The following is a 20,806-nucleotide window of genomic DNA, read 5'->3' on the forward strand; positions in this document are numbered from 1 at the left end:
TGCCGCCCAGGATGCTGTGATCGCCGCTGGTGCGGTTACCGCCCGCACCACCGCCCTTACCGGAGTTCTTGACGGACGCCCCGCCCTTGCAGCCCGCGGTGGCGTCACCGAAGATCGCGACAGAGTTGCCGCAGGCGTTGATGGGAGCGGTGATCGGGGCGACCACCTGGTTGCCGCCCAGGATGCTGTGATCGCCGCTGGTGCGGTTACCGCCCGCACCACCGCCCTTACCGGAGTTCTTGACGGACGCCCCGCCCTTGCAGCCCGCGTCGGAGCTGCCGAACAGGGATAGCGCGTTGCCGCAGGCGTTGACGGGAGCGGTGATCGGGGCGACCACCTGGTTGCCGCCCAGGATGCTGTGATCGCCAGAGGTCTTGTTGGAAACGCCGCCGCCACCGGCGTTGTCGACGGAGGCGCCGCCCTTGGAAGAAGCGGTCGACTCACCGGCCACGGCCACAGCGTTGCCGCTGATGTCGATCGGCAGGGTGATCGGAATGTTCACCTGGTTGCCGCCGCCGATCGAGCCGTCACCGGAGGTGTCCGCGAAAGCCGTACCACTGCCGAGAGTCATGACGCCCAGCGCGAGCAGTGCCGCGGGGGTCGTGCCCTTAACCCACGTACGCATGATGATGCTCCTTGCGGTTTTTTTGGGGGGGTACCTGACATCTCGTGTCGGGCCGGCGAAGCCATGCGGGGTCATGACGAGAGCCCGCGCAGCGGAAGCCTCGACGGCCGTCACGAGGAATGGGAATTGCTCACCGTCCGTGAGCGGAGCGGCTCCCCGGAAACAGGGACTCAGGCGCGCTCCGTGACCGGCGGCTCGACTGGAGAAACGAGGCCGGTTGGCGGGACGGGGTCAGTCAGGAGAGAAAGAAGGGTCATCCGCCGCTGTGCGGACGACAGGGGGAAGCACGCACGCCCGTGGGGCGCGTCGCGCCATCAGCCGCGGGTCGTAGACAAACCGCGCGACATCCCCCACACCCGGCCCGGAGAAGCCGGATCCACCGTTCGTCTGGGGAACCAGCCCATCGACACCAGAACTGTGGTCAACGGTGGCGGGTGCCGGGAACCCGGGTTTCGACTGGCTTGTAAGCCCGTCTACGCCCCGCCCGGCCATGGCCTCGGCATTACCTGTCGCCGACAGCCTGCCGCTGCCCGTAGGGAAGTCATCGACCTGGACGGTCAATCCGGAAGCGGCTGAGTCGGGGACCTGGAAGCGGGCCACTCCCGTCGCCGCGGTGGTGTCCGCGGCCGCCGGAGCGGCACCAAGGAGTCCGAAGACGACCGCGAGCAGCCATCCGGCGGCCAGAAGGCCGCCGATCGCGAACGCTCGCCTGACGATCAGCCGAGTACCGGCCGCGAACCGCGCCATCCGGTCACCCCGGGCGGAAATCGCGTCGTCAGCGAAGACGGTCACGGGCACGCCCTGGGCAGCGGGCGAGGACGCCCTCCACTGCCCTTGCGGCATGCGTGCCACGTGACCTCCCCAAAGCTCCCGGCCGGGCCTGCTTTCGCATGGCCCGACCCTTCAACGGAGAGTTACGCTAGCACTACGGCGAGTCAATGTGACGGGTTTCCGAAAGAACGTCTCAGCAACCGTCCAGGAAGCGGTCAAGTACCCGGACCCCGAACCGGAGCGAATCCACCGGCACCCGCTCGTCCACCCCATGGAACATCCCGGAGAAGTCCAAGTCCGCCGGAAGCCTCAACGGAGCGAACCCGAATCCGCGCATGCCCAACTGGCTGAACGCCTTCAGGTCCGTACCGCCCGACAGGGTGTACGGCACGGCGACCGCGCCCGGGTCCTCGGCCAGGAGCGCGTCGGCCATCGCCCGCACCAGCGGCCCGTCGAACCCGGTCTCAAGGGCGATGTCGTGGTAGACGAACTCCCTGGTCACGTTGGGGCCGAGCAACTCGTCGATCGTCTGGAAGAACTCGTCCTCGTAACCCGGCAGGAAGCGGCCGTCCACGTACGCGGTCGCGGTCTGCGGGATCACGTTGGCCTTGTAGCCGCCTCCCAGCATGGTGGGGTTGGCGGTGTTGCGGAGCGTGGCGCCGATCATCCGGGCCAGCGGGCCCAGCTTGACCATAGTCGCCTCGACGTCGTCCAGATCGAGTTCGAGCGCCAGGGCCTCCGACATCTCGGCGAGGAAGGTCTTGACCGTCTGCGTGAGCCGTACCGGCCATTCGTAGCGCCCGATGCGGCCCACCGCCTCGGCCAGCTCGGTGATCGCGTTCTTGGTGTTGAGCATGGAACCGTGCCCGGCCCGGCCGTGGGCGGTCAGCCGCATCCAGGCGATGCCCTTCTCGGCCGTCTCGATGAGATAGAGCCTCCGCGCCTCGTCGAGGGAGACGCTGAACCCGCCGACCTCGCCTATCGCCTCGGTGCACCCGTCGAACAGGTCCTTGTGGTTCTCGACCAGCCACTGCGCGCCGTACGCGCCGCCGGACTCCTCGTCGGCGGTGAAGGCCAGCACCACGTCCCGCGGCGGACGGCGGCCCTCGCTGAGACGCTGCCGGACGACCGCGAGGATCATCGCGTCCATGTTCTTCATGTCGACCGCGCCGCGCCCCCAGACACAACCGTCGGCGATCTCCCCGCTGAGCGGGTGACGGGTCCAGTCGTCGGCGTCGAAGGGGACGACATCGAGGTGCCCGTGAAGGAGCAACGCGTCCCGGGAGGAGTCTTCCCCCGGAATCCGGGCGATCACGTTCGCCCTGCGGTCGTCCGACTCCAGAATCCGCGGCTCCAGCCCGACCTCGGCGAGCTTCCCGGCCACATACTCGGCGGCGGCCCGCTCACCGGGACCGGCGTTGTCACCCGCGTTGGTCGAGTCGATCCGGATCAGATCACTGCATAGCCCGGCGACCTCGTCCTCACCGTCGAGCACGGCCATATCGACTCCTTAGTTTTGGTACGGCTTGCCGCCTCCATCCTGCCGCCGCCGGGCCTTCGCAGACACCCCGGCCAGAGGAGGCCACTTACCGATATGACGTGAGCTCAAGAGTTTGCTAACCTAATTCAGCCGACGCGGGATGACGGTCCCGCGTGCAGGCACCACGTCCGGGTGGCGGAATAGGCAGACGCGCTAGCTTGAGGTGCTAGTGCCCTTTGCGGGGCATGGGGGTTCAAGTCCCCCCTCGGACACACTCGATTCACCTATGAGGTGCTGGTCAGCTCTCGAGCCGACCAGCACTTTTCTTTTTCCAGGGTGATAGGTGAGCGTGAGACCCAATCCCGCGTAGATCTTCGCCTCGCGCGGCTCACCCCCACGTGAGGGTGAGCCGTCTGCATGGCCTGGAGCTCGGTGAGGGCGAGGGGTCCTCCCCACGCATGTGGGAGCGGGCCGGGCCGAGGCCCTGGGAATCCTTCCGGCGGACGTCCTCACACCCGGAGGAGGCGCCAAAGTACGCTGCCGCATTGGAATCCTTGTTCGAGTCATTCCTGCAGCCACTTCTCCTGCCGGACGACGCGTAGGCGACCCGACCAGCTCACGAGCGTCCGTCGTACAGGGTGACGTGATCCGGTCCATGCTCGATGAACGCCGTGACCGCTCGGCGATGGTCTCCCGTCCGCATCAGTTCGGCCGCGATCTCCGGCACCAGCTCGTCAGCCCCGGCCACATCCCCGAACTGGAAGCCGCGCAGAATCCTCTTCGTCGCCCCGTGAGCTCGAGTCGGGCCCTCGGCCAGCCGCATCGCGTAAGCGTGCGCGTCCCGGTGGAACGAATCCACGGGGAAGAGCGCGTTGACGACGCCCCAGGCGGCGAGGGTCTCGCCGCGGTACAGGTCGCCGGTCATCACCAGTTCCCGAGCCCGGGAGACCCCGGCGCGCTGAGCGAGCCGCTGGGTACCGCCCATCGCCGGAGTGAAGGCGATCCTCCGCTCGACCAGCCCGAAGCGCGCCGACCGGGTCGCCACAACCAGGTCGCAGGCCAGGGCGATCTCGAAGGCCGCGGTGAGGGTGAGGGAGTGCGCCGCGAACACGGTGGGACAGGGCAGTTGCTCCAGCTCCTGCACGGTGGCGAGCTGCCCGGCCCAGAACGCCGCGGCGTCCTCGGGCGGGATCTCGTTGAAGATCCCGACGTCCAGGCCCGCGCTGACGACGCGGCCTTCCGCACGGATCAGGAGGCAGCGCGGCGGGTGGGCGGCCAGCCAGGTGATCGTCTCCGCCCAGGTGCGCAGCATGGCGGCGTCGAAAATGTTCGCGGGCGGGTTGTCCAGGGTGAGGACGGCGAGCGGACCGTCGAAGGTCAACCGTACCGGCGCGGGGTCAGCCATCGCCGGTCACCGCGCCGAAGATGGCGATGGCGTTGTGCCCGCCGAAGCCGAACGCATTGTTCTGCACGTGCCGCAGCCTCGGTACGGCGCGCGCCGTACCGGTGACCAGATCGATGTCCAGCTCGACCTCGTCGGCCCCGACAGCGGTCGGCGGCATCAGCCGCCGGCTCAGCGCCAGGCAGGACGCGACCGCTCCTGCCGCGCCCGCAGCGCCCATGAGGTGGCCGACGGTGCCTTTGATCGCCGTGATGGCCGCGTGCGGGTAGGTCTCGGCGAAGATCGATCCCTCGATGCTGTCGTTGGCCCGGCTGCCCGTGCCGTGCGCGAAGATCGCGTCGATGTCGTCGGCTTTGAGGCCGCACTGGTCCAGCGCCTGGCGGTGGCAGCCCGCCACGCCTTCGGGGTCGGGCGCGGTGGGGTGTCGGGCGTCATTGTTCACGGCGACCGTCAGCAGTTCGGCGTACGGCCGGCGGCCGCGAGCCGCCCGCCCGGTCTGCAGGACCATGATCCCCGCGCCCTCGGACGGCGTGACGTAGCGCCGTTCCCTGCTGAACGGCCGGCAGGCCACGGGCCCGATGGCGTGAAGGCTGCTGAAGCCGATGATGTTCTTCTCCGAGTACGTGTCGCAGCCGCCGACCACGGCGGTGTCCGCGACACCGGCCCGCAGCATCTCCAGCGCGCAGGACAGCGCGACGTTCGCCGAGGCGCAGGTGTTGTGCACCGTGAAGGCGGGCCCGCTCGCGCCCACCGCGCGAGCCACGTCGTCGGCGATGTCCGAGCTTGCGAATCCGCCGGTACCGGCGAGGTCCCTCCGCCCGGCCACCAGGTCCTCCAGTACGTCGGCGTGGCCGTCGTTGGTCCCGACGCATACCAGGGCGTTCAGCAGGCTGGGGTCACCCGGCGCCAGTCCCGCGTCCCTGATCGCCTCCAGCGCGGCGGACTCGGCGAACAGGGAGGCCCTCCGGGTACCGGCCGGACGAGCCGTTCCTGGCACCAAGGCCCCGAGGACACCGGGCTTCATGCCGGGATACAGCGGGGTCAATTCCTCGAACCTGCGCCGCGCGGCGCAGAGATCAGCCCAGAACGGCTCCGCTCCTGCGCCCGCCGGAGAGATCATGCCGATTCCGGTGACAAGGATCCGCTCATTCATCGTCGTCGTCCTTCCGGGACACTGTGACCGTGGCTCGCCGCCCGTCCCGGCTCTGACAGCACAGGGCGGCGCTCTCCCCCGGGCGCAGGCCGAGCACCGAGCGCAGGAACCCGGCGGTCGCGAAGGCCCCATTGCGATCCTCCGGAGCCGGGCCTGCCTCGTCCCGCGTGAACTCGAATCTGGCGGCGAACTCGTCGCCCGCGGTCAGCACGCCGTACGCCATGGCGGATCGGCAGCGGAGGTCCGGGTCGTCGTTCCGCGCGTCGAGGAGCGCCTCCGGCGAGTACACGTCGCCCACGAGGAGGTGGCCCCGGCCCGACCTGCCGAGCGCGAAGGCGGAGAGCACGTGCCACAGCGACAGGACCGGCGTCAGCCGGGCCGCATTGAGCGTCATGTTCCTTCCGGTCGCGCCGATCGCCAGGCTGACGGACGCGGCGGCCGCGCTGCTGTGCGCCTGCGGGAAGACCTGGGCGGACAGGCGGCGTCCTTGGCTGACCGCCGCGCGCTGCAGGTCGGCGACCGCCACGATGTTGCCGTACTCGGTGCCCACCACCACGGTGTCGTCGGCGCGGGGGCGGGACGGGTCGCCTCCGCTCAACGCGAGGTAGAGGCACAGCCGGGTGAACTGGTCCCTGAACTCGTCCCCGCTCGCGCCGATGACGTCCTGGAGATCGGCCGGTGTCGCTCCGTCGTCGTCCAGGACCAGCAGGTCGACCCTGCTCAGGTTGAAGTGGAACACGCGGATCCTCTCAGCGACCGGCCAACCCTGCGACGTAGCTGTCGATGTCGCCGACGGTCACCAGGCCGTGGACGATTTCGTCGTCTATGACGACCCCCAGTTCCTCTTCTATGTTGACCACCACGTCGATGAGCTTGATCGAGTCGATTCCCAGGTCGTAGCGCAAGTTGTGGTCGCCGGTGATTTCGTGGAACTCAGGAAGCTTGCCGATCCGGCGCAGGATGGCCGCGATGTCGGCGTGGACGTGCGTGGTCAATTCAATCTTTCCCTTCTGCTGATGATGCGCCCGTGTGGCGCAGGATCGGTTCCGGCCACTGCCGGGGTTCGGGACCGAAGGTCTCCAAGGTCAGTTCGACCCAGCGATCCACGCCGAAGGCGACGCACCCGGAGTGCATGACCCCCTCGTCCGTCCTCCGGATGTCGAACTGGCGGCACAGCGAGTCGCGGACGTTGTTGAACGACGCGATCGCCGACTCCCCCCCGCCCGGCCTGGAGGCGACCAGCTCGTACTTGACCTGGGCCAGCAACTGGTGCTGGCGCATCGCCGAGTCCTCCACGTAGTAGAACGGGTCGGTGGCGGTCTCTATCCGCCCGTACAGGCCGAGTGCGCGGTAGAGCTGCCACACCTGCTCCATCAGCTCGCCGCGCAACCGCTCCACCTCGTCGGGGGCGCCGAAGAAAACGATCTCCCGCATCGTGAAGGAGGGCAGCCGGAAGCGGTCCAGCCGTCCGGTGGCCTCGTGCCTGAAGCAGTCGCCTTCGGCGGTTACGACGGTGAGCCCGTCGGAGCGAGTGCCGGCGAGCTCGTCGTAGAAGTGGAAGCACAGCGCCGGATTGAGCATGTAGCCGCTGGGACGGCGCAGCTCGTCCAGGGTGGCGCTACCGTCCCTGAGCCGGCTCAGCAGCGGCTGGTGATGGGGAAGCTCGTCCACCAGGTAGGCGTTCTGCGGAAACAGCCGCAGATATCGGCAGCGTTCCATCACCCGGAGGTCGATCAGCGCGGGACAGCGGCGCTCCCCGGCCCCGGCCGCATGGGCGAGGTCACGGAACATCGCGTCGAAGGCCCGGTGCAGTACCGGGAGCGCGGCGGTGGCCCCGTCCACGGGCAGCGGCTCCGCGAGCCGCGAATCGGGTTGCCTGCGGCGGACCACGCGCGGCTCGCTCATCCGCGCCGTCATCGCCTCCCGAACCAGTTCGGCCACGATGGGGCCGACGTCCTGGCCGCCCAGGTCGCCGTCGTGCGACAGCGCCAGCACGGGCCGCTCGCCCGGCGGCGCGAGCACCTCCACCGCGCTGATCCCCTCCACGCTGTAGACGAGCCGGTCGGCGATGGCCCGCAGTTGCGCGGGGGAGAGTCGTTCTGACAGCTCGACATGGACGGTCATGGCGGAACCTCCGTCTCATCTGCGGGAAAGCCGGTCACCGGGGGCAGGTCCGACGGCCGGAACTCGATGACGGCGCCGGTGGCGAGATCCACGAGGAGGGCCTCCACCCGGCGCAGGAACTCCTCGGCCGCGGCCGGTGGGACGGTCCCGGTGTCCACCAGCAGGCTCAGCCTGATCAGCTCCGTGGACTCCACCGAGTCGAACGTGGTGAAGAAGAAGTCGATGTTGTCCCGGTCGTATCGCTCCACCCAGTGAAACCGGGACTCCCCGACGGCGGCGCGGATGGTCTCGGCGTCGTGCTCCACCGCAGCGGCCTGCTGGAAGGCCGACCACGTGTCGTTGAAGAAGCAGCGGAGTTCGAGTTCGACGCCCCGGGCCTTAGCCACCTCGTCGATGACCTCGTCCACGCGTCTGGGGTCGCACCGGCCGTGCCGGTGCGCGGCGGTCGAGGCGGCCCAGCAGGCTCGTACCAGCGAGCCGAAGGAGTCCTGGTCGGCCGGGAGCGTGACGAGGACCTCCTGCGTCGGTGTGCTGATCACGAACCGGGCCTCGGGCAGCTCCCGGTTGTCGACCACCAGGCGCAGGGTGCAGCGGTCAAGACCGACGGAGCTGGTGAGCAGCGCCACGACCGCGGCCAGCAGTACGCTCGACGGCCCGCTGCGGTAGCGCGCGGCGAGAACGCGCAGCGCGAGCGCCGCGGCGCGCGAGGTCCGCTCACCACGCCAGAACCGCGGCGCCTGCACGGGGTGGCCGCCCCGTTCCTGGAACATGCTCGGCGGGGCCGCGGTGAGCTGGCGGCGCCAGTGCTCCACCGCCCTCGCGCAGAGCAGGTCGCCCGCGGGGGACGCCTCCATCGCGGCCTGGTCGACCGGCTCGCGGGCGGGTCGCGGCGGCTGCGGCGCCGTACCGGCCAGCGCCGCGGCGACCAGTTCGTACAGCTCGGTCACCAGGAGCCGCTGGCTGGCGTGGTCGGCCGCGAGGTGCGAGGTGCACACGGTCACGGTCGACGTGCCCGCCGCGACGTACCGGACCAGGAAGCGGACGGGGATCTCACGTGCGGTGTCGAACCCCTGGCCGCGCCAACGGCTGAGGGCCTCGTCGAAATCGCCGTCCGACAGCACGTCCGACAGCACGTCCACCTGCACTTGCCCGGCCGCAAGCACGTGCTGCTCCGGCCGCCCTTCCCCGTCCGCGCGGAAAAGCGTGCGCAACGACTCGTGGCGGCTCACCAGCTCGCCGATCTGCGTCAGGAGCTGCGGAAGATCCGCACTCTCCGGCATCGGCGCGGTCAGCCAGATGTCGAAGAACGCGACGTCGGGCATCATCCACTGGATGTCGTTCCACACCTGTTCCTGGCTCCACGTCAGGGGAGCGGAGGCGGTGCGTTCGCCATGGAAGGCGACGAGGTGCCGGATCATGCGCCTGCCTCGGCTTTCCTGGCGCGCCGCTGGACCAGCAGGGCGACCCAGATGTCGACGAGCAGCGCGATCAGGTTGAACACGGCGATGGTCCAGTACAGGGCCAGCGAGTCGTTCCAGGCTCTGGCGGCCCACCCGCCGATGGCGGTGGTGCCGGAGAAGTACACGAGGTTGAGCACCGTGGCCAGCAGGCCCAGCCCGGTCTGCTCGATGGCGGTCAGGGTCAGCAGCGAGATGCCGAGGATGGCGTACGTGGGCGCGACGACGGCCAGGAACCGAGCGGTCTCGTCGTGGATGCCGGGATCGGTGGTGCTCAGCCAGGCGAGCCAGTCGCGGCCCAGCCACATGGCGGCCGCCATCGGCACGTACACCACCGCGCAGATCCTCAGACCGCTCAGGAAGGTACGGCCCATCTCGCCTTCCCGGCCGGCTCCGCGCTGCTGGTTCATCACGATCGCCGTCGCAGAGCCGAGCACGATGCCGGGCACCGTGACGAACGTCTGCAGGCTGAGCGCGTTGGCGTAGCCGGCCTGCATGATCGGGCCGAGCGGCCCGATCATGCTCAGCAGGACGAAGTTGCTGACCGAGAGGATGGCGTACGACAGGCCGACCGGCAGGCCCACCGACGTGAGCTTGTCGAAGGCCTGGCGCACCTGCCGGCCGAGCTGGAAGCCGTCGCCGGACCACAGTCCTGCCCCGCGCATCAGGTACACGCCGAGCCCGCCGCCGATCAGGCCGCTGACCGCGAACGAGAGGGGGATCGAGTTGGCTCCCCAGCCGCCCCAGACGCCGAATACCGCCACGCTGGCAAGCTCCAGCAGGACCGCGACCGTGCTCACCGTGGTCCCCGCGCCGGGCCGCCCGGTTCCGCGTAAGGTGGCCGCGCTCAGCACCGGCACTGCCATCAGCGGATGGCAGATCGCCGACCAGCGCACCAGTGCCAGGAAATCGTCGTGCGCTCCGGCCTCGACGTGCAGCAGGTCGGCCAGGTGCGGTGCCGTGAACCACACCGCCAGCGCCATGACCGTCCCGAGCACCGCCCACAGCACGGCCAGGCCCATGATCTGCGCGCCGATCTCCTTCTCGCGCCTGGCCCCCGAGCTGACCGCGGCGATGACCTGGCTGCTCGTGCCGAACGCGAACTGGATGGCGATGTAGAACAGCTCCATCGGCAGGTACAGCGAGCGCAGCACCAGGGCATGGTCCCCGACCGCCCGGCCGAGCAGCGCCACGATGCTGATCGGGACCAGGACGCCCGTCGCCTCGCCGATCAGCATGGGACCCGCCAGCCGCCTGATCCCGCGGGAGACGTCGTCGGACCGTATGGGGGGACTGATCGCCGTCATGCGGGCACCTCCTCGGCCGCCAGCGTCACCAGGGAGAGGAAGCCGTACCGCGAGTCATATTCGACGATCACCACGTGGCCGCCCTCGTCCCGCAGCCGGGGAGCGTGCTCGGTCAGCGCCGCCCAGACGCCGGTGCAGCCCAGCCCGGGACGGGCGCGCAGCACCGCTGCCGCGGCGGAGTCGGGCGGCTCGCCCACTCCCGCGCCGAGCAGCAAGGTGTACGGCTCGGCGCCGGGGAACAGCTCCTCGACGGCCGTGGCGAGAGCGGCCGACACGTGCGCCTCCGCGATCCCGGTGAGCTGGCGCACCCGCATGCCCGCCGTGTCCGTCGATCTGACCAGCGTCAGCGCCACCACGGAGTCCCGCTCGACCACCGCCGACGGCCGCACGCGGTCCACCGGGCGGATGCCGGCCTGTTCCATGACCAGCACCAGGACATGTTCCATCGCGTCCCACCGCGCATGGACGCCGGCGATCCGCAGCGCGGTGAACGGCGAGACGACGCCCTCGTCGGAGATCAGGTACGGCAGCGGCCTGTCGCCCAGCAGCCCGACCAGCTCGGAGGTGACCGAGCGGCGGGCGTCGTAGTCGGGCGTCGAATGGGCGATCATGAGCAGGTCGACGTCGCCCGGTCGGATGGCGGCGGCCCCGAGGTCGGGGTAGGTGGTGCGGCGGTCACCGGCCAGCTCGGCGAAAGGGCGGCTCACGCCGTACAGGGCCAGCATCTCCTCGTAGTGCCGGGTGACGGTGCGGCGATCCTCCGCCGACGCCGTCCACCGCCCCGGTGGCGGCAGCAGGTGACGGCACGAGACCAGGCGCAACGGCAGGGTGTCCGAGCACGACGGCTCGTCAGGCAAGACCTCCGGTGGCGGAGTGGTGAACACGGCGATTCCTTCGTCGGATGTGGTCAGTGGCGGAAAACCATCGCGGAAAAGGTTCCGCTCAATCCGGCGGCCACCATCAGGTAGGCGTCACCCTGGCGAATCCTGCCGTCATCGACCGCCGTGCGGTAGTTGATGAACGGATCGGCACAGGAACTGTGCCCGGCTATGGCAACGTTGTCCAGAACAACCCGCTTGGCGGGGAATCCGAGCTGCGCGCACAGCCGGTTCCACGACATGATGTTGACGCTGTGCGGCAGGATGACGGTCATGTCGTCGAGCGTCAGTCCGGCGCGCTCCACGGCCGCGGTCATGACCTCGGCGAGCGCCGCCGGGTACGCTTCCGTGTAGTTGCTGAACGAGCCGGGGGTGCTCTTCCAGAACGAGGCGAACCGTCCGTAGGTCTGGCTGGCGTAGGACACCATCCGGTCGCGTTCACCGTCCCGGCCGACGAGGACCGCCGCCGCGCCCTCGCCCATGATTGAGACATCGCCGATCACCTGCATGCGATGGCTGAAGATCTTCTCGCCCGTGAGGATGAGCGCGAGGGCGTCCGGGTCCTCGTCCGCGGCGAGCAGTTTGCCGGCGGCGTCGACCGCCTGCAGTCCGGTGGCGCAGCCGTGCGCGGCCAGACTGAACGCCTGGGCGTGCTGGAGCTCCAGCAGCTCACGGACCTGCTGGAGGGGGTTGATCGGGTACGGCGCGACCTCCGCCACGCCGCGGGCGTGGATGAGGTACCGCACCCGGTGCCGTAGGCCAGGCAGCACGTCGAGTTCCGACCCGGCGGCGAGCAGCAGTTCGACCAGGGTTCCGTGCGGCTCGTAGCACACCTCGCGGAAGCCGAAGAACCTGCGGAACATCCGGACCTTGTCCGGGTGCAGATCCATGCGTTCGGCGATCTCGTCGAGGGACCTCCGGCCGGGCGGCAGATACCCGGCGACGGCGTGCAGGACGGTCATGACCCACCGCGGACGGTGAAGGTCGGCATGGGTCGCTCCTTGTCGTTGCGCGTGGCGTCGTCTCGGATGCTCCGCGCCCCCGCCACAGGCAGCATGGCGAATCGACCCGGCCCGCCATAGGCCGCGCGAGCGGTCGACGATCCGGCCGTCCTGCTATGCCCGAAGGGCTACCCGGGATCGCCTTGCCCCCCGGAAAACACGCCGCCTACCGTGGCGACCATCGAAGCATCGGGAGGGGAGCGATCCGTGGGTGACGACATCAGAGCGGGGGTCATCGCTCTGCTCCGCGAGTCCCTTCAGGTCGAGCCGGGCGACGACGGCTCGCAGGACCTCGGCGAGCGGGGCGTCACCTCGTTCCAGTCGGTGGTGCTGCTGACCGCCCTGGAGGAGCGGTACGGCTTCCAGGTGCCGGACGAGGCCCTGGCCCTGGAGAACTTCCTTACGGTCGACCGAATCGTCGCGCTGGTCGAATCGCTGCTCAGCCCGGGCTGAGCCCTTCGGCTTACAGCAGCGCCGCCGCGACCCGTTCGCGGGTCGCGCGGTAGACCGCATCGAGTTCGGCGAACTCCGGGCCGTAGGCGTGCGGTCCCAGGAACCTTGATCGGAGCGTCCGGGCTCCCCCGGCCCGCAGGTCGGCCCGCAGCCGGGTCGCCGCGGGCAGCGGCAGCGGCTCCCCCGGTGCCGTGCCGACCCGGACCGATGCGGCCGACCTGATCAGGGGGTCGAGTCGGCTTTCCGCCGCGTTGAGGCGTCCTAGAAGGCGGGCGAGTGCCACCGGGCCGCCGTCGAAGGCGCCCTGCGCGGCGCACCAGGCGGCCCGGGTGGTGAAGCTGGGCGCGGCCGGGCCCGTGCGGGCCGCCAGCACGATCGGCAGCACCGCCCGGGGTTCGAGCGACTCGCAGCTGAGCAGCGTGAGCACCGGGAGCACGGGATCGGCCGCCTCCGCCCAGACCAGTCGGAGGGCGCCGGCCGGCGGCAGGAGCGTCCGGGCGTCGGGGCAGCGCGGGCAGGTGAGCAGGCGCAGCGCTATCCCCGGGTCGGGGCCGCCGAACACGGTCGGCGCGGGCACGGGAGGCGTCGCGAGGAAGGCCGCCGACGCCTCCCGCCGTGCCAGCGACTCCACCATGCGCCGGGCGAAGGCCGCCGCGCGCGAAGCCCTGTCCCCGGTCATCGTCCTGGCTCCAGCGGATCCCTGCTTCCCGCCGCGATCGCCGCGACGCCGACCTCGGTCAACGCCCGCACCCCCGCCTGGCCGAGCCCCGCCAGATCGTTCTCCCGCAGGCCGCTCCTGATCCAGGAGGTCATGACCTGGCGGACGAAGCCGGTCGGGTTCGGCGCCCATCGCCCGCGGGCCACGGCCGCCGCGTCCGCGCCGAGCAGGTACCCCGCGGCCCATACCTCGGCCGAAGGCCACGGCAGGTCGCCGCCTGGCCCGCGGTAGCGGTCGAAGCCCTCGGCGATCCGGTCCGGGTCGGCGCCGACGAGAAACCCCCAGTCGTGCCAGTACCAGCCGAACGTGTGCTCGACGGGCTCGCCGCGATCCGGGCTGAGAAGTCGCAGCAGGCACCGGGAACCGGCCAACTCAACGGTGAAAGCGCGGGGTCCGCTCAGTGCCGCCCGCTCGGCGAGGGCGCCTTCCAGATCCGGTTCCGATGTCCAGTGCGCCCGCGGCATCTGCCGGCCGGTGTGGAAGATCGTGGCGTGGAACCGGCCGGGGTGTCCCGCCAGCGTCCCGCTCTCTGTGTGGTCGACCAGGTGCGGGATCGTGGCGAGCACGGGCGTGCGCAGGCGCCGCAGGAACGTCAGCACCAGCCAGTCCTCGTCCCTGGCCTCGTCGGGGAAGCCGGCCAGGAACGCGGCGAGTTGGCGGGCCCGCGCCGCGGGGAGCACCAGGCCGAGGGTGGGCGTCCATTCCCTGGCCGACAGCGGTGCCAGGGACGCCCCCAGGACGGTCGCGAGCCGTACCAGGTACGAGTTCTGCGGGGTGTGCCAGCTGGTGTAGAGCGTCAGGGCCCGATCCGGGTGCCGGGCCAGCAGCGCCGGTAGTTGCGTGGTGAACCCGTCGGCCAGCCGGACGTCGTCCTGGAGCACCAGGTGATGGGTGGCGTCCTCCGTCACGGCCGCCCACGCGAGCTTCGCCGTACGCAGCGGGCTGGCGAAATCTCCTGGCCGGGGGTCGAGCACCACCCTCGGGGCCAGCCGCGCGCAGTCCGACAGCAGCCGGTCGAGCAGACCGGACCGGGCGGGATGATGCATGATCACCACGCTTAGCCGTATCGGCGTGGCGGTCATCCCAGATCCATCGGCTCACCCGCGCGGGCCGCCGAGGTGTAGGCGGCCTCGATGATCCGGGCGGTCGACAAGGTCAGGTCCCACGGGCCTGGCCACAGGCCCGGCTGTTCCAGGTGCCGGGCGAAGTCGGCGAAGAGCTCGGGGAACCACTCCTCGTGCGTGCCGCTCGCCGTGGGCGAGCGCAGCGTCCCCGTCTGTCTTCCGGTCCCGTTCTCGGTGACCACGAGGTCGTCGTCGATGAGCACCGAGCCGTTGCCGCCGTCCAGTGAATACCGGTTCCTGCGCTCGGCGCAGGCCCAGCTCAGCTCGATCTCGCAGGAGCCGCCGGCGAAGTCGAGCCGGGCGGAGACCGACTCCTCCACGCTCTGGCCGTTGTCGCCGGCCGGGCCGGGTCGGGTGGTGCAGGTCACCCGTTCCGGCACGCCGCCGAGCAGGCGGGTGGCCATGTAGACGCAGTGGGTGCCGTGGTCGAGCAGGATGCCGCCGCCCGCCACGCCGCGGTCTCGCCGCCAGTCGGGGTGCCAGCCCGGCGTCCCGGCGGCGTGGGCGGTGCGCCGGATCTCGAAACGCGCGGTGAAGGGGCGGTCCAGCCAGGTGGCGGCTTGGGCCAGCACCTTCATCATCGGGGAGTGCACGTAGTTGTACACGGGGTAGAGCAACCGCCCCGTACGGCGTGAGCGGTCGACCAGCCGCTCGGTCTCGGCGACGTCCAGGCCCACCGGCTTCTCGCACAGGGTGTGGCAACCCGCCGACATCGCCTGCTCCGCCAGGGGCGCGTGGAACACCGGGGGTGCGCAGACGTCGACGACGTCCACGTCGCCCGCTTCGAGGAGTTCGGTGAGCGTGGGCGCCACGCGCAACCGGGCGTCCAGCGCCGCGGCCTGGGCACGGCGGGCGGCCGACGGGTCGGCGACCGCCACCACCTCGGCCCGCGGCACCTGCCGATAAGCGGCCAGGCGGGCCGTTCCCGCGACGCCGAACCCGGCGATGGCAACCCTCACCGTCCGCCTCCCGAGCCCTGCTCCGTCAGCCGGGAGAGTGTGCGCCGGATGATGTCGGCGGCCTCGTGGGCCTGGTCTTTCTCGATGTTCAGCGGCGGGTAGAGGCGTAGCGTATTGCCGCCGGTCATCACGAGCACGCCGGCTTCCAGCAGTGCGGTGAACGCCTGCCTGACCACGTCCGTGGAGGCGGGTCGCCTGCTCTCCTTGTCGGTGACCAGCTCGATGCCGATCGCCAGGCCCGCGCCCCTGACGTCTCCCACCAGGGGCGCCTCCTCCGTCAACGGCGTGAGCATGGCGAGCAGTTCCTTGCCCAGCAGCTCGGCCCGCTCCACCAGGCCGTCGCGCTCGATCACCGAGACCGTCGTCGCGACCGCCCGGCACGCCATGGGGAAGGCCCCGAAACTGGACGAGCTGGCGCTCGGCTCACTGAACGGGCCCGAGGCCATGGTGGCGGTGGAAGCGATCACCCCCGTCACCGGGTAGCCCGCTCCCATGCCCTTGCCCACCGTGACGATGTCCGGCTCGACGTCGTCACGCATGAACGCGAACGCCGTACCGGTGCGGCCGAACCCCGTCATCATCTCGTCCACGATGAGCAACGCGTCGAACTCGGCGGCGAGCGACGCCAGGGCGGCCAGATACCCTGGCGGTGGGACGACGTTGCCCGAGCGCCCCTGCACCGGTTCTACGACGATCGCAGCGAGCGCTCCGGTGGACTGCTGCCTGACGACCTCCCTGGCGTGATCCACACAGGCGAACCCGCAGCCAGGGTGGCGCAGCTTGAGCGGGCACCGGTAGCAGTTGGCGTAGGGGGCGCTCATATAGCCGCCCGGCAGCGGCCCCAGGTCCCTGCGCGCTCCCGCGGTCAGGGCCAGACTGCCCAGGGTCTTGCCGTGGAAGCCCCCCCAGAACGACAGCACCTCGTACTTGCCCGTAGCGGACTTCGCCAGCCGCAGCGCGGCCTCGACCGCCTCGGTCCCGCCGCTGTAGAGCTGGACCCGGTCCAGCCCCTCCGGCAGGAAGTCGCGCAGCGCCCGGAGCATGTCGAGGCGCGCCCGCGACCCGAACGCGCCGGCGGTCCAGGTCCCCAGCTGGTCGATCAACGCCGCGACGAGGGTCGGCTCGGCGTGCCCGATCGAGTTGACGCCGCCTGCTCCCTGCAGGTCCAGCACCTGGTTGCCGTCCAGATCGGTGAGGACCGCCCCGCTCGCTTCCGACACGCAGAACCGCGACCAGAGCATCACGGCCTGCAATCCTGGGCCGATCACTTCCTGTTCCTCGGCCCAGTGACGATGCGTCTTGCTCGGCGGGGCGACCAGACCCCGCTGCGGGCTTCGCGCCGCTCGCTCCATCGCGCTCCCTTCGGTGCTCACCGCCAGCCGCAACAAGAAGTATCGGAGGTGCCCGCGGCGCGGCCCAGCGCCGATGTGCGCCCGAAAGGCATAGCCGAACCACCCGGCCGATCGCGGTCGTCGCCGCGTGGGAGGTACGGCGAGACTTGGGGGCCACCCCGTCACGCCGGGAGGCGTAGTGCGCGTGCTGCTCGTCGACAACTACGACTCGTACACCTTCAACCTGGCGCAGCTCATGGCGCAGGTGTACGGGCACCTTCCCACCGTCGTGCGCAACGACTCCGAGGCCCTGCGAGCCGTCGATCCAGCCGGCTACGACGCGATCGTGATCTCGCCAGGCCCCGGGAGGCCCCAGGCGGCGCAGGACCTGGGACTCACCCTGGACCTGTTGCGCTCCACCTCGTTGCCTGTGCTGGGGGTCTGCCTCGGGCATCAGTCCATCGGCTGGCTGACCGGCGCGCGGGTCGTACCCGCTCCGCAGCCGCGCCACGGGTACGTGGACCGGATCCGGCACGGCGGCACCGAACTGTTCGCCGGGCTCCCCCAGGATTTCGCGGCGGTGCGCTATCACTCGCTGTGCGTGGAGCCCGAGGGCGTGCCGGATCTCGTCGCGACCGCGTGGGCTCAGGACGGAGTGGTGATGGGGCTGCGATGCCGCACGCGGCCCTGGTGGGGGGTGCAGTTCCATCCTGAGTCGATCGCCACGCAGCACGGTGCGCGGATGATCGAGAACTTCGCCGGACTGGCCCGGAGGAGCAGGGCGGTCCTCGCCACGCCCCCGCGCCCGGCCGCCGCACCCGCCCCGCAGGCCCGTCCCCCGGAGGGCCGATGGCAGCTCAGGATGCGCGTCCTCGACTTCGAGGCGGACCCGGAACGGCTGTTCCGCCACCGGTTCGCGGCGAGCCCTTCGGCCTTCTGGCTGGACAGCAGCCGGATCGAGCCCGACCTGTCCAGGTTCTCCTTCGTGGGTGACGCGGGCGGCCGTCATGGCGAGACGCTGCGTTACCAGGTCGGCAGCCGCCGGGTCCTGTCGGTGCGCGCCGACGGGACGACGAGGTACCTCGCGGGGTCGATCTACGACGTTCTCGCCTCGCGGCTGCGCGAACGCGCGCTCATCGACGACAGCGGGCTGCCGTTCGACCTCGACGGCGGATACGTTGGCTATCTGGGCTACGAGATGAAGGCGGAGTCGTCCGGTACGGCCGCGCACCGCTCCACTCTGCCCGACGCGGTGTGGATGTCGGCCAGCCGGTTCGTCGCGATCGACCACCGGGAGCACCGGACGTACGTGCTGGCGCTGGCCGGTCCGGAACCAGGGGACGTGGCGGAGGCGGACGGCTGGGTCGGCCGGGTCGCCGCCGGCCTGGCCGATCTGGCCGGGCCGCTCCATCCCGTGGTCGCGCCGCTCCATCCCGCGGCCGGGCCGCCCCTGCTGACCGACGTGGAACCGTGGCTGGCCAGGTCCCGCAATGGTTACCTGGCTGACATCGCCGAATGCCGGCGCCTGCTGCGGGCGGGTGAGAGCTACGAAATCTGCCTGACCAACGCGGTCCGGTTGCCCTACGCCTCCGATCCGCTCGAGTTCTACGCGCGGCAGCGGCGGCTCAACGCCGCACCCTACGCCGCCTTCCTGCAGTGGGACGGGTATCGGGTGGCGTGCTCCTCGCCCGAGCGCTTCCTACGGATCACTCGTGACCGGATCGCCGAGTCCAAACCGATCAAGGGGACGGCGCCGAGACATCCCGATCCCGACCTCGACCGGATCGCCCGCGACGGGTTGGCGATCGACCCCAAGGTCCGCGCCGAGAACCTGATGATCGTGGATCTGCTCCGCAACGACCTGGGCCAGGTGTGCGAGGTGGGCACGGTCGAGGTGCCCCGGCTCATGGCGGTGGAGTCGTACACGACCATGCACCAGCTCGTGTCCACCGTGCGGGGACGGCTGCGCGACGACGTCGACGCGCTGACCGCCACCAGGAGCTGCTTTCCCGGCGGCTCGATGACGGGAGCGCCGAAGATCCGGACCATGGAGATCATCGACAGGCTGGAGGGTGGTGCCCGCGGCGTCTATTCGGGGGTCCTGGGGTATTTCGCGCTCAGCGGCGCGAGCGACCTCAACATCGTGATCCGCACCGCGGTGATCGGTGACGGACACCTCACGGTGGGTGCGGGAGGCGCCATCGTGCTGGACTCGGATCCCGTCGCCGAGTACGAGGAGATGCTGCTCAAGGCGCGGGCACCGCTACGGCCGATCCTGGCCGCGCAGCCGGCGCACCGCCTATGACGACAGCGCGGCGAGTTCCTGCCACAGCGGGCCCAGCCGGATCTTCCCCGTGGTCGTCCTCGGCAGCGCCTCGACCAGGTGCAACCGGCTGGGGATCTTGTAGGGGGACAGCAGGGCGGCGAGCCGTCGGCGCAGGCCGAGCTCCGTGACGCCCGGTTCCGCCACGACGAACGCCACGTATCCGGCCTCTTCCCCGACGGCCACCACGCAGTCGCGCACCCCCTCGGCCGAGCGCAGCGCGCCCTCCACCTCGACGGGGTCCACCTTTCTGCCCGCCACCACGACGCGCCTGCTGACCCGGCCGGTCACGACGATCCGGCCCGCGTCGTCCACACTCCCCCAGTCACCGGTCCTGAACCACCCCCCGGCATGGGCCCGCTCGGTGAGTTCGGGCTGGCCCAGGTAGCGGCTGGACGGCCCTGGAACCCGGACGAACAGCTCGCCCTCGCCCGAGGTCCACTCGCCGTCGCGCCTGGCCCTGGCCCGCACGCCAGGCACCAGTCGGCAGACGCCGTCCCGAGTCCCCGGCGCGGCGAAGCCCACCTGGCCCAGTTCGGTGGCGCCGTACTGGTCGCGCAGGCTCGTCCCCGTCGCCGCCAGCCATCCTGCCCGCACCGGCGCGGGCAGGGGTTCACCGGCGGACACGCACAATCGCAGCTCCGGCGGCCGGCGCGACGGCATGCCCTCCAGAGCGGCGCCGTACAGGAACGGCACGGACTGCACGACGGTGGCACGGGCCTCCGCGAGCAGCGCGGGGATCGCGGCGGGTCGAGGTGGGTACGGCGCCAGCACGATCGTGGCGCCCGCGAAGAGCGTGGGGACCAGGACCACGCCGAAGGCGAAGGCGTGGTGGAGCGGAGTCGTGCACAGCACCCGGTCCTCGCGCGTGTAACCGGCGGTCTCCGCGAAGCGGACCGAGTTGTCCACCACGCTGGACCAGTGTTTCCCCACCACCTTCGGCAGGCCGTTGGTGCCCGAGGTGACCAGGGCCACTTCCTCGGCCGGTGGGACGTCCGGTTCCGGCCACCGTGCGGGCTCGCGGGCGACGAACGGCGGAACGCACCCGTGCGCACCGGCCAGCCGCATGAACTGGTCCCGCTCCGACGCGGTCGCCCCGGCGTCGAACAGCAGGGGCATCGCGCCCAGCGCCGCGGCCGCCAGGACGGTGACGACCGACGCGACATCGTTGCCGGTGGGGATCGCGACCGGCGCGCCCGGTCGCACGCCGTCGGCGCGCAGCCGGGCGCTACCGGCGGCGATCGCCGCCACCAGCCGACGGTACGGCACCGCCATACCGTCCGCCGCGATGACGGCGTCGGTGGTGGGGCGTTCCGCGGCCCACCACCGGAGCCTGTCGAAGAACTCCTGACGGCCCAGCAGTCCGGTCACCGCGAGTCCGCGAGGTAGGCGACGAGCGAGGCGACCGACGCGGCGACGGCCCACAGATCCTTCTGGTCGTCCTGCCGCACCTGCGCGTCCTGTTCGAGCTGGGTGACGATGTGAATCAGGTCCAGGGAGGCCACACCGACCGAGAGGAAGGGCTCGTCGAACGCGATGCCGTACGCCACCTCGTCTCCGGTGCGTTCGGCCAGCCGCCGGCGGACCAGCGCCTCCAGCTCACTATGCGTATTCACCTGATTCCCCCTGTCGGCCGGGCGGAGCCATATCGTGGCAAAGCGCGACTCAACCCGGCAACGGCACCGCCCGAAACTTTCGGG

At 70.7% G+C, this 20,806-nt stretch carries 20 protein-coding genes and 1 tRNA gene; 3 read left to right on the forward strand and 18 right to left on the reverse strand.

The genetic code is table 11. The annotated features are described in order from the left end of the window. The 3 genes from ACFY2X_RS02985 to ACFY2X_RS02995 form a co-directional block, all read right to left on the reverse strand. Positions 1-625, reverse strand: a 625-nt coding sequence (locus ACFY2X_RS02985; RefSeq protein ID WP_389931515.1) for a chaplin family protein, incomplete at its 3' end; no start/stop codon positions are given. A gap of 231 nt (positions 626-856) precedes the next feature. Continuing rightward, a complete protein-coding gene (locus ACFY2X_RS02990) occupies positions 857-1,417 on the reverse strand; it encodes a hypothetical protein (RefSeq protein ID WP_389931517.1) in 561 nt (186 codons plus the stop codon). A 172-nt stretch (positions 1,418-1,589) separates the two neighbouring features. Continuing rightward, positions 1,590-2,897 carry a M20/M25/M40 family metallo-hydrolase gene (locus ACFY2X_RS02995; RefSeq protein ID WP_389931519.1) on the reverse strand — a complete coding sequence of 436 codons (1,308 nt, stop codon included), beginning with the start codon at positions 2,895-2,897 and terminating at the stop codon, positions 1,590-1,592. A 165-nt stretch (positions 2,898-3,062) separates the two neighbouring features. Here ACFY2X_RS02995 and ACFY2X_RS03000 point away from each other — a divergent pair. Continuing rightward, positions 3,063-3,148: transfer RNA gene (locus ACFY2X_RS03000), tRNA-Leu, on the forward strand. A gap of 344 nt (positions 3,149-3,492) precedes the next feature. On the opposite strand, the gene ACFY2X_RS03005 is transcribed toward ACFY2X_RS03000, so the two are convergent. Genes ACFY2X_RS03005 through ACFY2X_RS03045 form a run of 9 tightly spaced genes read right to left on the reverse strand, consistent with a single transcriptional unit; the run spans position 3,493 to position 12,159 of the window. Next, complete coding sequence (locus ACFY2X_RS03005; protein ID WP_389931521.1) at positions 3,493-4,281, reverse strand: enoyl-CoA hydratase/isomerase family protein; 789 nt, start codon at positions 4,279-4,281, stop codon at positions 3,493-3,495. Further along, positions 4,274-5,431: a beta-ketoacyl synthase N-terminal-like domain-containing protein gene (locus ACFY2X_RS03010; RefSeq protein WP_389931523.1), complete on the reverse strand. Its 1,158-nt coding sequence runs from the start codon at positions 5,429-5,431 to the stop codon at positions 4,274-4,276. The genes ACFY2X_RS03005 and ACFY2X_RS03010 overlap by 8 nt, the downstream gene beginning before the upstream one ends. Next, positions 5,424-6,170, reverse strand: a complete 747-nt coding sequence (locus tag ACFY2X_RS03015; protein ID WP_389931526.1) for a hypothetical protein — start codon at positions 6,168-6,170, stop codon at positions 5,424-5,426. The genes ACFY2X_RS03010 and ACFY2X_RS03015 overlap by 8 nt, the downstream gene beginning before the upstream one ends. Positions 6,171-6,180: 10 nt before the next feature. Further along, on the reverse strand, positions 6,181-6,426 hold the full coding sequence (locus ACFY2X_RS03020) for an acyl carrier protein (protein ID WP_389931528.1): 246 nt from the start codon (positions 6,424-6,426) through the stop codon (positions 6,181-6,183). A 1-nt stretch (position 6,427) separates the two neighbouring features. After that, entirely contained in the window at positions 6,428-7,555 is a 1,128-nt protein-coding gene (locus tag ACFY2X_RS03025; protein ID WP_389931529.1) for an aminoacyl--tRNA ligase-related protein, read from the reverse strand. Next, positions 7,552-8,973 (reverse strand): condensation domain-containing protein, encoded by a 1,422-nt coding sequence (locus ACFY2X_RS03030; RefSeq protein ID WP_389931531.1) that lies wholly within the window; start codon positions 8,971-8,973, stop codon positions 7,552-7,554. Before ACFY2X_RS03030 ends, ACFY2X_RS03025 begins: the two co-directional genes overlap by 4 nt. Further along, positions 8,970-10,319, reverse strand: a complete 1,350-nt coding sequence (locus ACFY2X_RS03035; protein ID WP_389931533.1) for an MATE family efflux transporter — start codon at positions 10,317-10,319, stop codon at positions 8,970-8,972. The genes ACFY2X_RS03030 and ACFY2X_RS03035 overlap by 4 nt, the downstream gene beginning before the upstream one ends. Continuing rightward, the gene (locus tag ACFY2X_RS03040) at positions 10,316-11,203 is read right to left on the reverse strand and encodes a hypothetical protein (RefSeq protein WP_389931535.1); all 888 of its coding nucleotides are present in this window, start codon (positions 11,201-11,203) and stop codon (positions 10,316-10,318) included. Before ACFY2X_RS03040 ends, ACFY2X_RS03035 begins: the two co-directional genes overlap by 4 nt. Positions 11,204-11,226: 23 nt before the next feature. Next, the gene (locus ACFY2X_RS03045) at positions 11,227-12,159 is read right to left on the reverse strand and encodes a 3-oxoacyl-[acyl-carrier-protein] synthase III C-terminal domain-containing protein (protein ID WP_389931537.1); all 933 of its coding nucleotides are present in this window, start codon (positions 12,157-12,159) and stop codon (positions 11,227-11,229) included. 246 nt (positions 12,160-12,405) lie between these two features. On the opposite strand from ACFY2X_RS03045, the gene ACFY2X_RS03050 reads away from it, so the two are divergent. Next, positions 12,406-12,651: an acyl carrier protein gene (locus ACFY2X_RS03050; RefSeq protein WP_389931539.1), complete on the forward strand. Its 246-nt coding sequence runs from the start codon at positions 12,406-12,408 to the stop codon at positions 12,649-12,651. A gap of 10 nt (positions 12,652-12,661) precedes the next feature. Here ACFY2X_RS03050 and ACFY2X_RS03055 read toward each other — a convergent pair whose 3' ends face one another. Genes ACFY2X_RS03055 through ACFY2X_RS03070 form a run of 4 tightly spaced genes read right to left on the reverse strand, consistent with a single transcriptional unit; the run spans position 12,662 to position 16,804 of the window. Continuing rightward, positions 12,662-13,330: a hypothetical protein gene (locus tag ACFY2X_RS03055; RefSeq protein ID WP_389931541.1), complete on the reverse strand. Its 669-nt coding sequence runs from the start codon at positions 13,328-13,330 to the stop codon at positions 12,662-12,664. Then, the gene (locus tag ACFY2X_RS03060) at positions 13,327-14,451 is read right to left on the reverse strand and encodes a hypothetical protein (RefSeq protein WP_389931543.1); all 1,125 of its coding nucleotides are present in this window, start codon (positions 14,449-14,451) and stop codon (positions 13,327-13,329) included. The genes ACFY2X_RS03055 and ACFY2X_RS03060 overlap by 4 nt, the downstream gene beginning before the upstream one ends. Next, entirely contained in the window at positions 14,448-15,452 is a 1,005-nt protein-coding gene (locus ACFY2X_RS03065; RefSeq protein WP_389931545.1) for a Gfo/Idh/MocA family protein, read from the reverse strand. Before ACFY2X_RS03065 ends, ACFY2X_RS03060 begins: the two co-directional genes overlap by 4 nt. Further along, positions 15,449-16,804 (reverse strand): aspartate aminotransferase family protein, encoded by a 1,356-nt coding sequence (locus ACFY2X_RS03070; protein WP_389931547.1) that lies wholly within the window; start codon positions 16,802-16,804, stop codon positions 15,449-15,451. The genes ACFY2X_RS03065 and ACFY2X_RS03070 overlap by 4 nt, the downstream gene beginning before the upstream one ends. Positions 16,805-16,982: 178 nt before the next feature. Between ACFY2X_RS03070 and ACFY2X_RS03075 the strand changes: the two genes are divergently transcribed. After that, positions 16,983-19,088, forward strand: a complete 2,106-nt coding sequence (locus tag ACFY2X_RS03075) for a chorismate-binding protein (RefSeq protein WP_389931549.1) — start codon at positions 16,983-16,985, stop codon at positions 19,086-19,088. Here ACFY2X_RS03075 and ACFY2X_RS03080 read toward each other — a convergent pair. Beyond that, positions 19,083-20,477, reverse strand: a complete 1,395-nt coding sequence (locus ACFY2X_RS03080; RefSeq protein WP_389931550.1) for a class I adenylate-forming enzyme family protein — start codon at positions 20,475-20,477, stop codon at positions 19,083-19,085. The two genes, ACFY2X_RS03075 and ACFY2X_RS03080, sit on opposite strands and share 6 nt — an antisense overlap. Beyond that, a complete protein-coding gene (locus tag ACFY2X_RS03085) occupies positions 20,474-20,722 on the reverse strand; it encodes a phosphopantetheine-binding protein (RefSeq protein WP_389931552.1) in 249 nt (82 codons plus the stop codon). Before ACFY2X_RS03085 ends, ACFY2X_RS03080 begins: the two co-directional genes overlap by 4 nt. Positions 20,723-20,806: the final 84 nt, after the last annotated feature.

The sequence above is a fragment of the Streptosporangium sp. NPDC000396 genome (assembly GCF_042898655.1).
In the GTDB taxonomy this organism is placed as follows: domain Bacteria; phylum Actinomycetota; class Actinomycetes; order Streptosporangiales; family Streptosporangiaceae; genus Streptosporangium.

Bases quoted from the DNA above. Each gene is read 5' to 3' on its own strand.
- ACFY2X_RS02995 (WP_389931519.1), bottom strand. From the start codon at position 2,897: ATGGCCGTGCTCGACGGTGAGGACGAGGTCGCCGGGCTATGCAGTGAT.
- ACFY2X_RS03005 (WP_389931521.1), bottom strand. From the start codon at position 4,281: ATGGCTGACCCCGCGCCGGTACGGTTGACCTTCGACGGTCCGCTCGCC.
- ACFY2X_RS03010 (WP_389931523.1), bottom strand. From the start codon at position 5,431: ATGAATGAGCGGATCCTTGTCACCGGAATCGGCATGATCTCTCCGGCG.
- ACFY2X_RS03025 (WP_389931529.1), bottom strand. From the start codon at position 7,555: ATGACCGTCCATGTCGAGCTGTCAGAACGACTCTCCCCCGCGCAACTG.
- ACFY2X_RS03030 (WP_389931531.1), bottom strand. From the start codon at position 8,973: ATGATCCGGCACCTCGTCGCCTTCCATGGCGAACGCACCGCCTCCGCT.
- ACFY2X_RS03035 (WP_389931533.1), bottom strand. From the start codon at position 10,319: ATGACGGCGATCAGTCCCCCCATACGGTCCGACGACGTCTCCCGCGGG.
- ACFY2X_RS03045 (WP_389931537.1), bottom strand. From the start codon at position 12,159: ATGACCGTCCTGCACGCCGTCGCCGGGTATCTGCCGCCCGGCCGGAGG.
- ACFY2X_RS03055 (WP_389931541.1), bottom strand. From the start codon at position 13,330: ATGACCGGGGACAGGGCTTCGCGCGCGGCGGCCTTCGCCCGGCGCATG.
- ACFY2X_RS03060 (WP_389931543.1), bottom strand. From the start codon at position 14,451: ATGACCGCCACGCCGATACGGCTAAGCGTGGTGATCATGCATCATCCC.
- ACFY2X_RS03070 (WP_389931547.1), bottom strand. From the start codon at position 16,804: ATGGAGCGAGCGGCGCGAAGCCCGCAGCGGGGTCTGGTCGCCCCGCCG.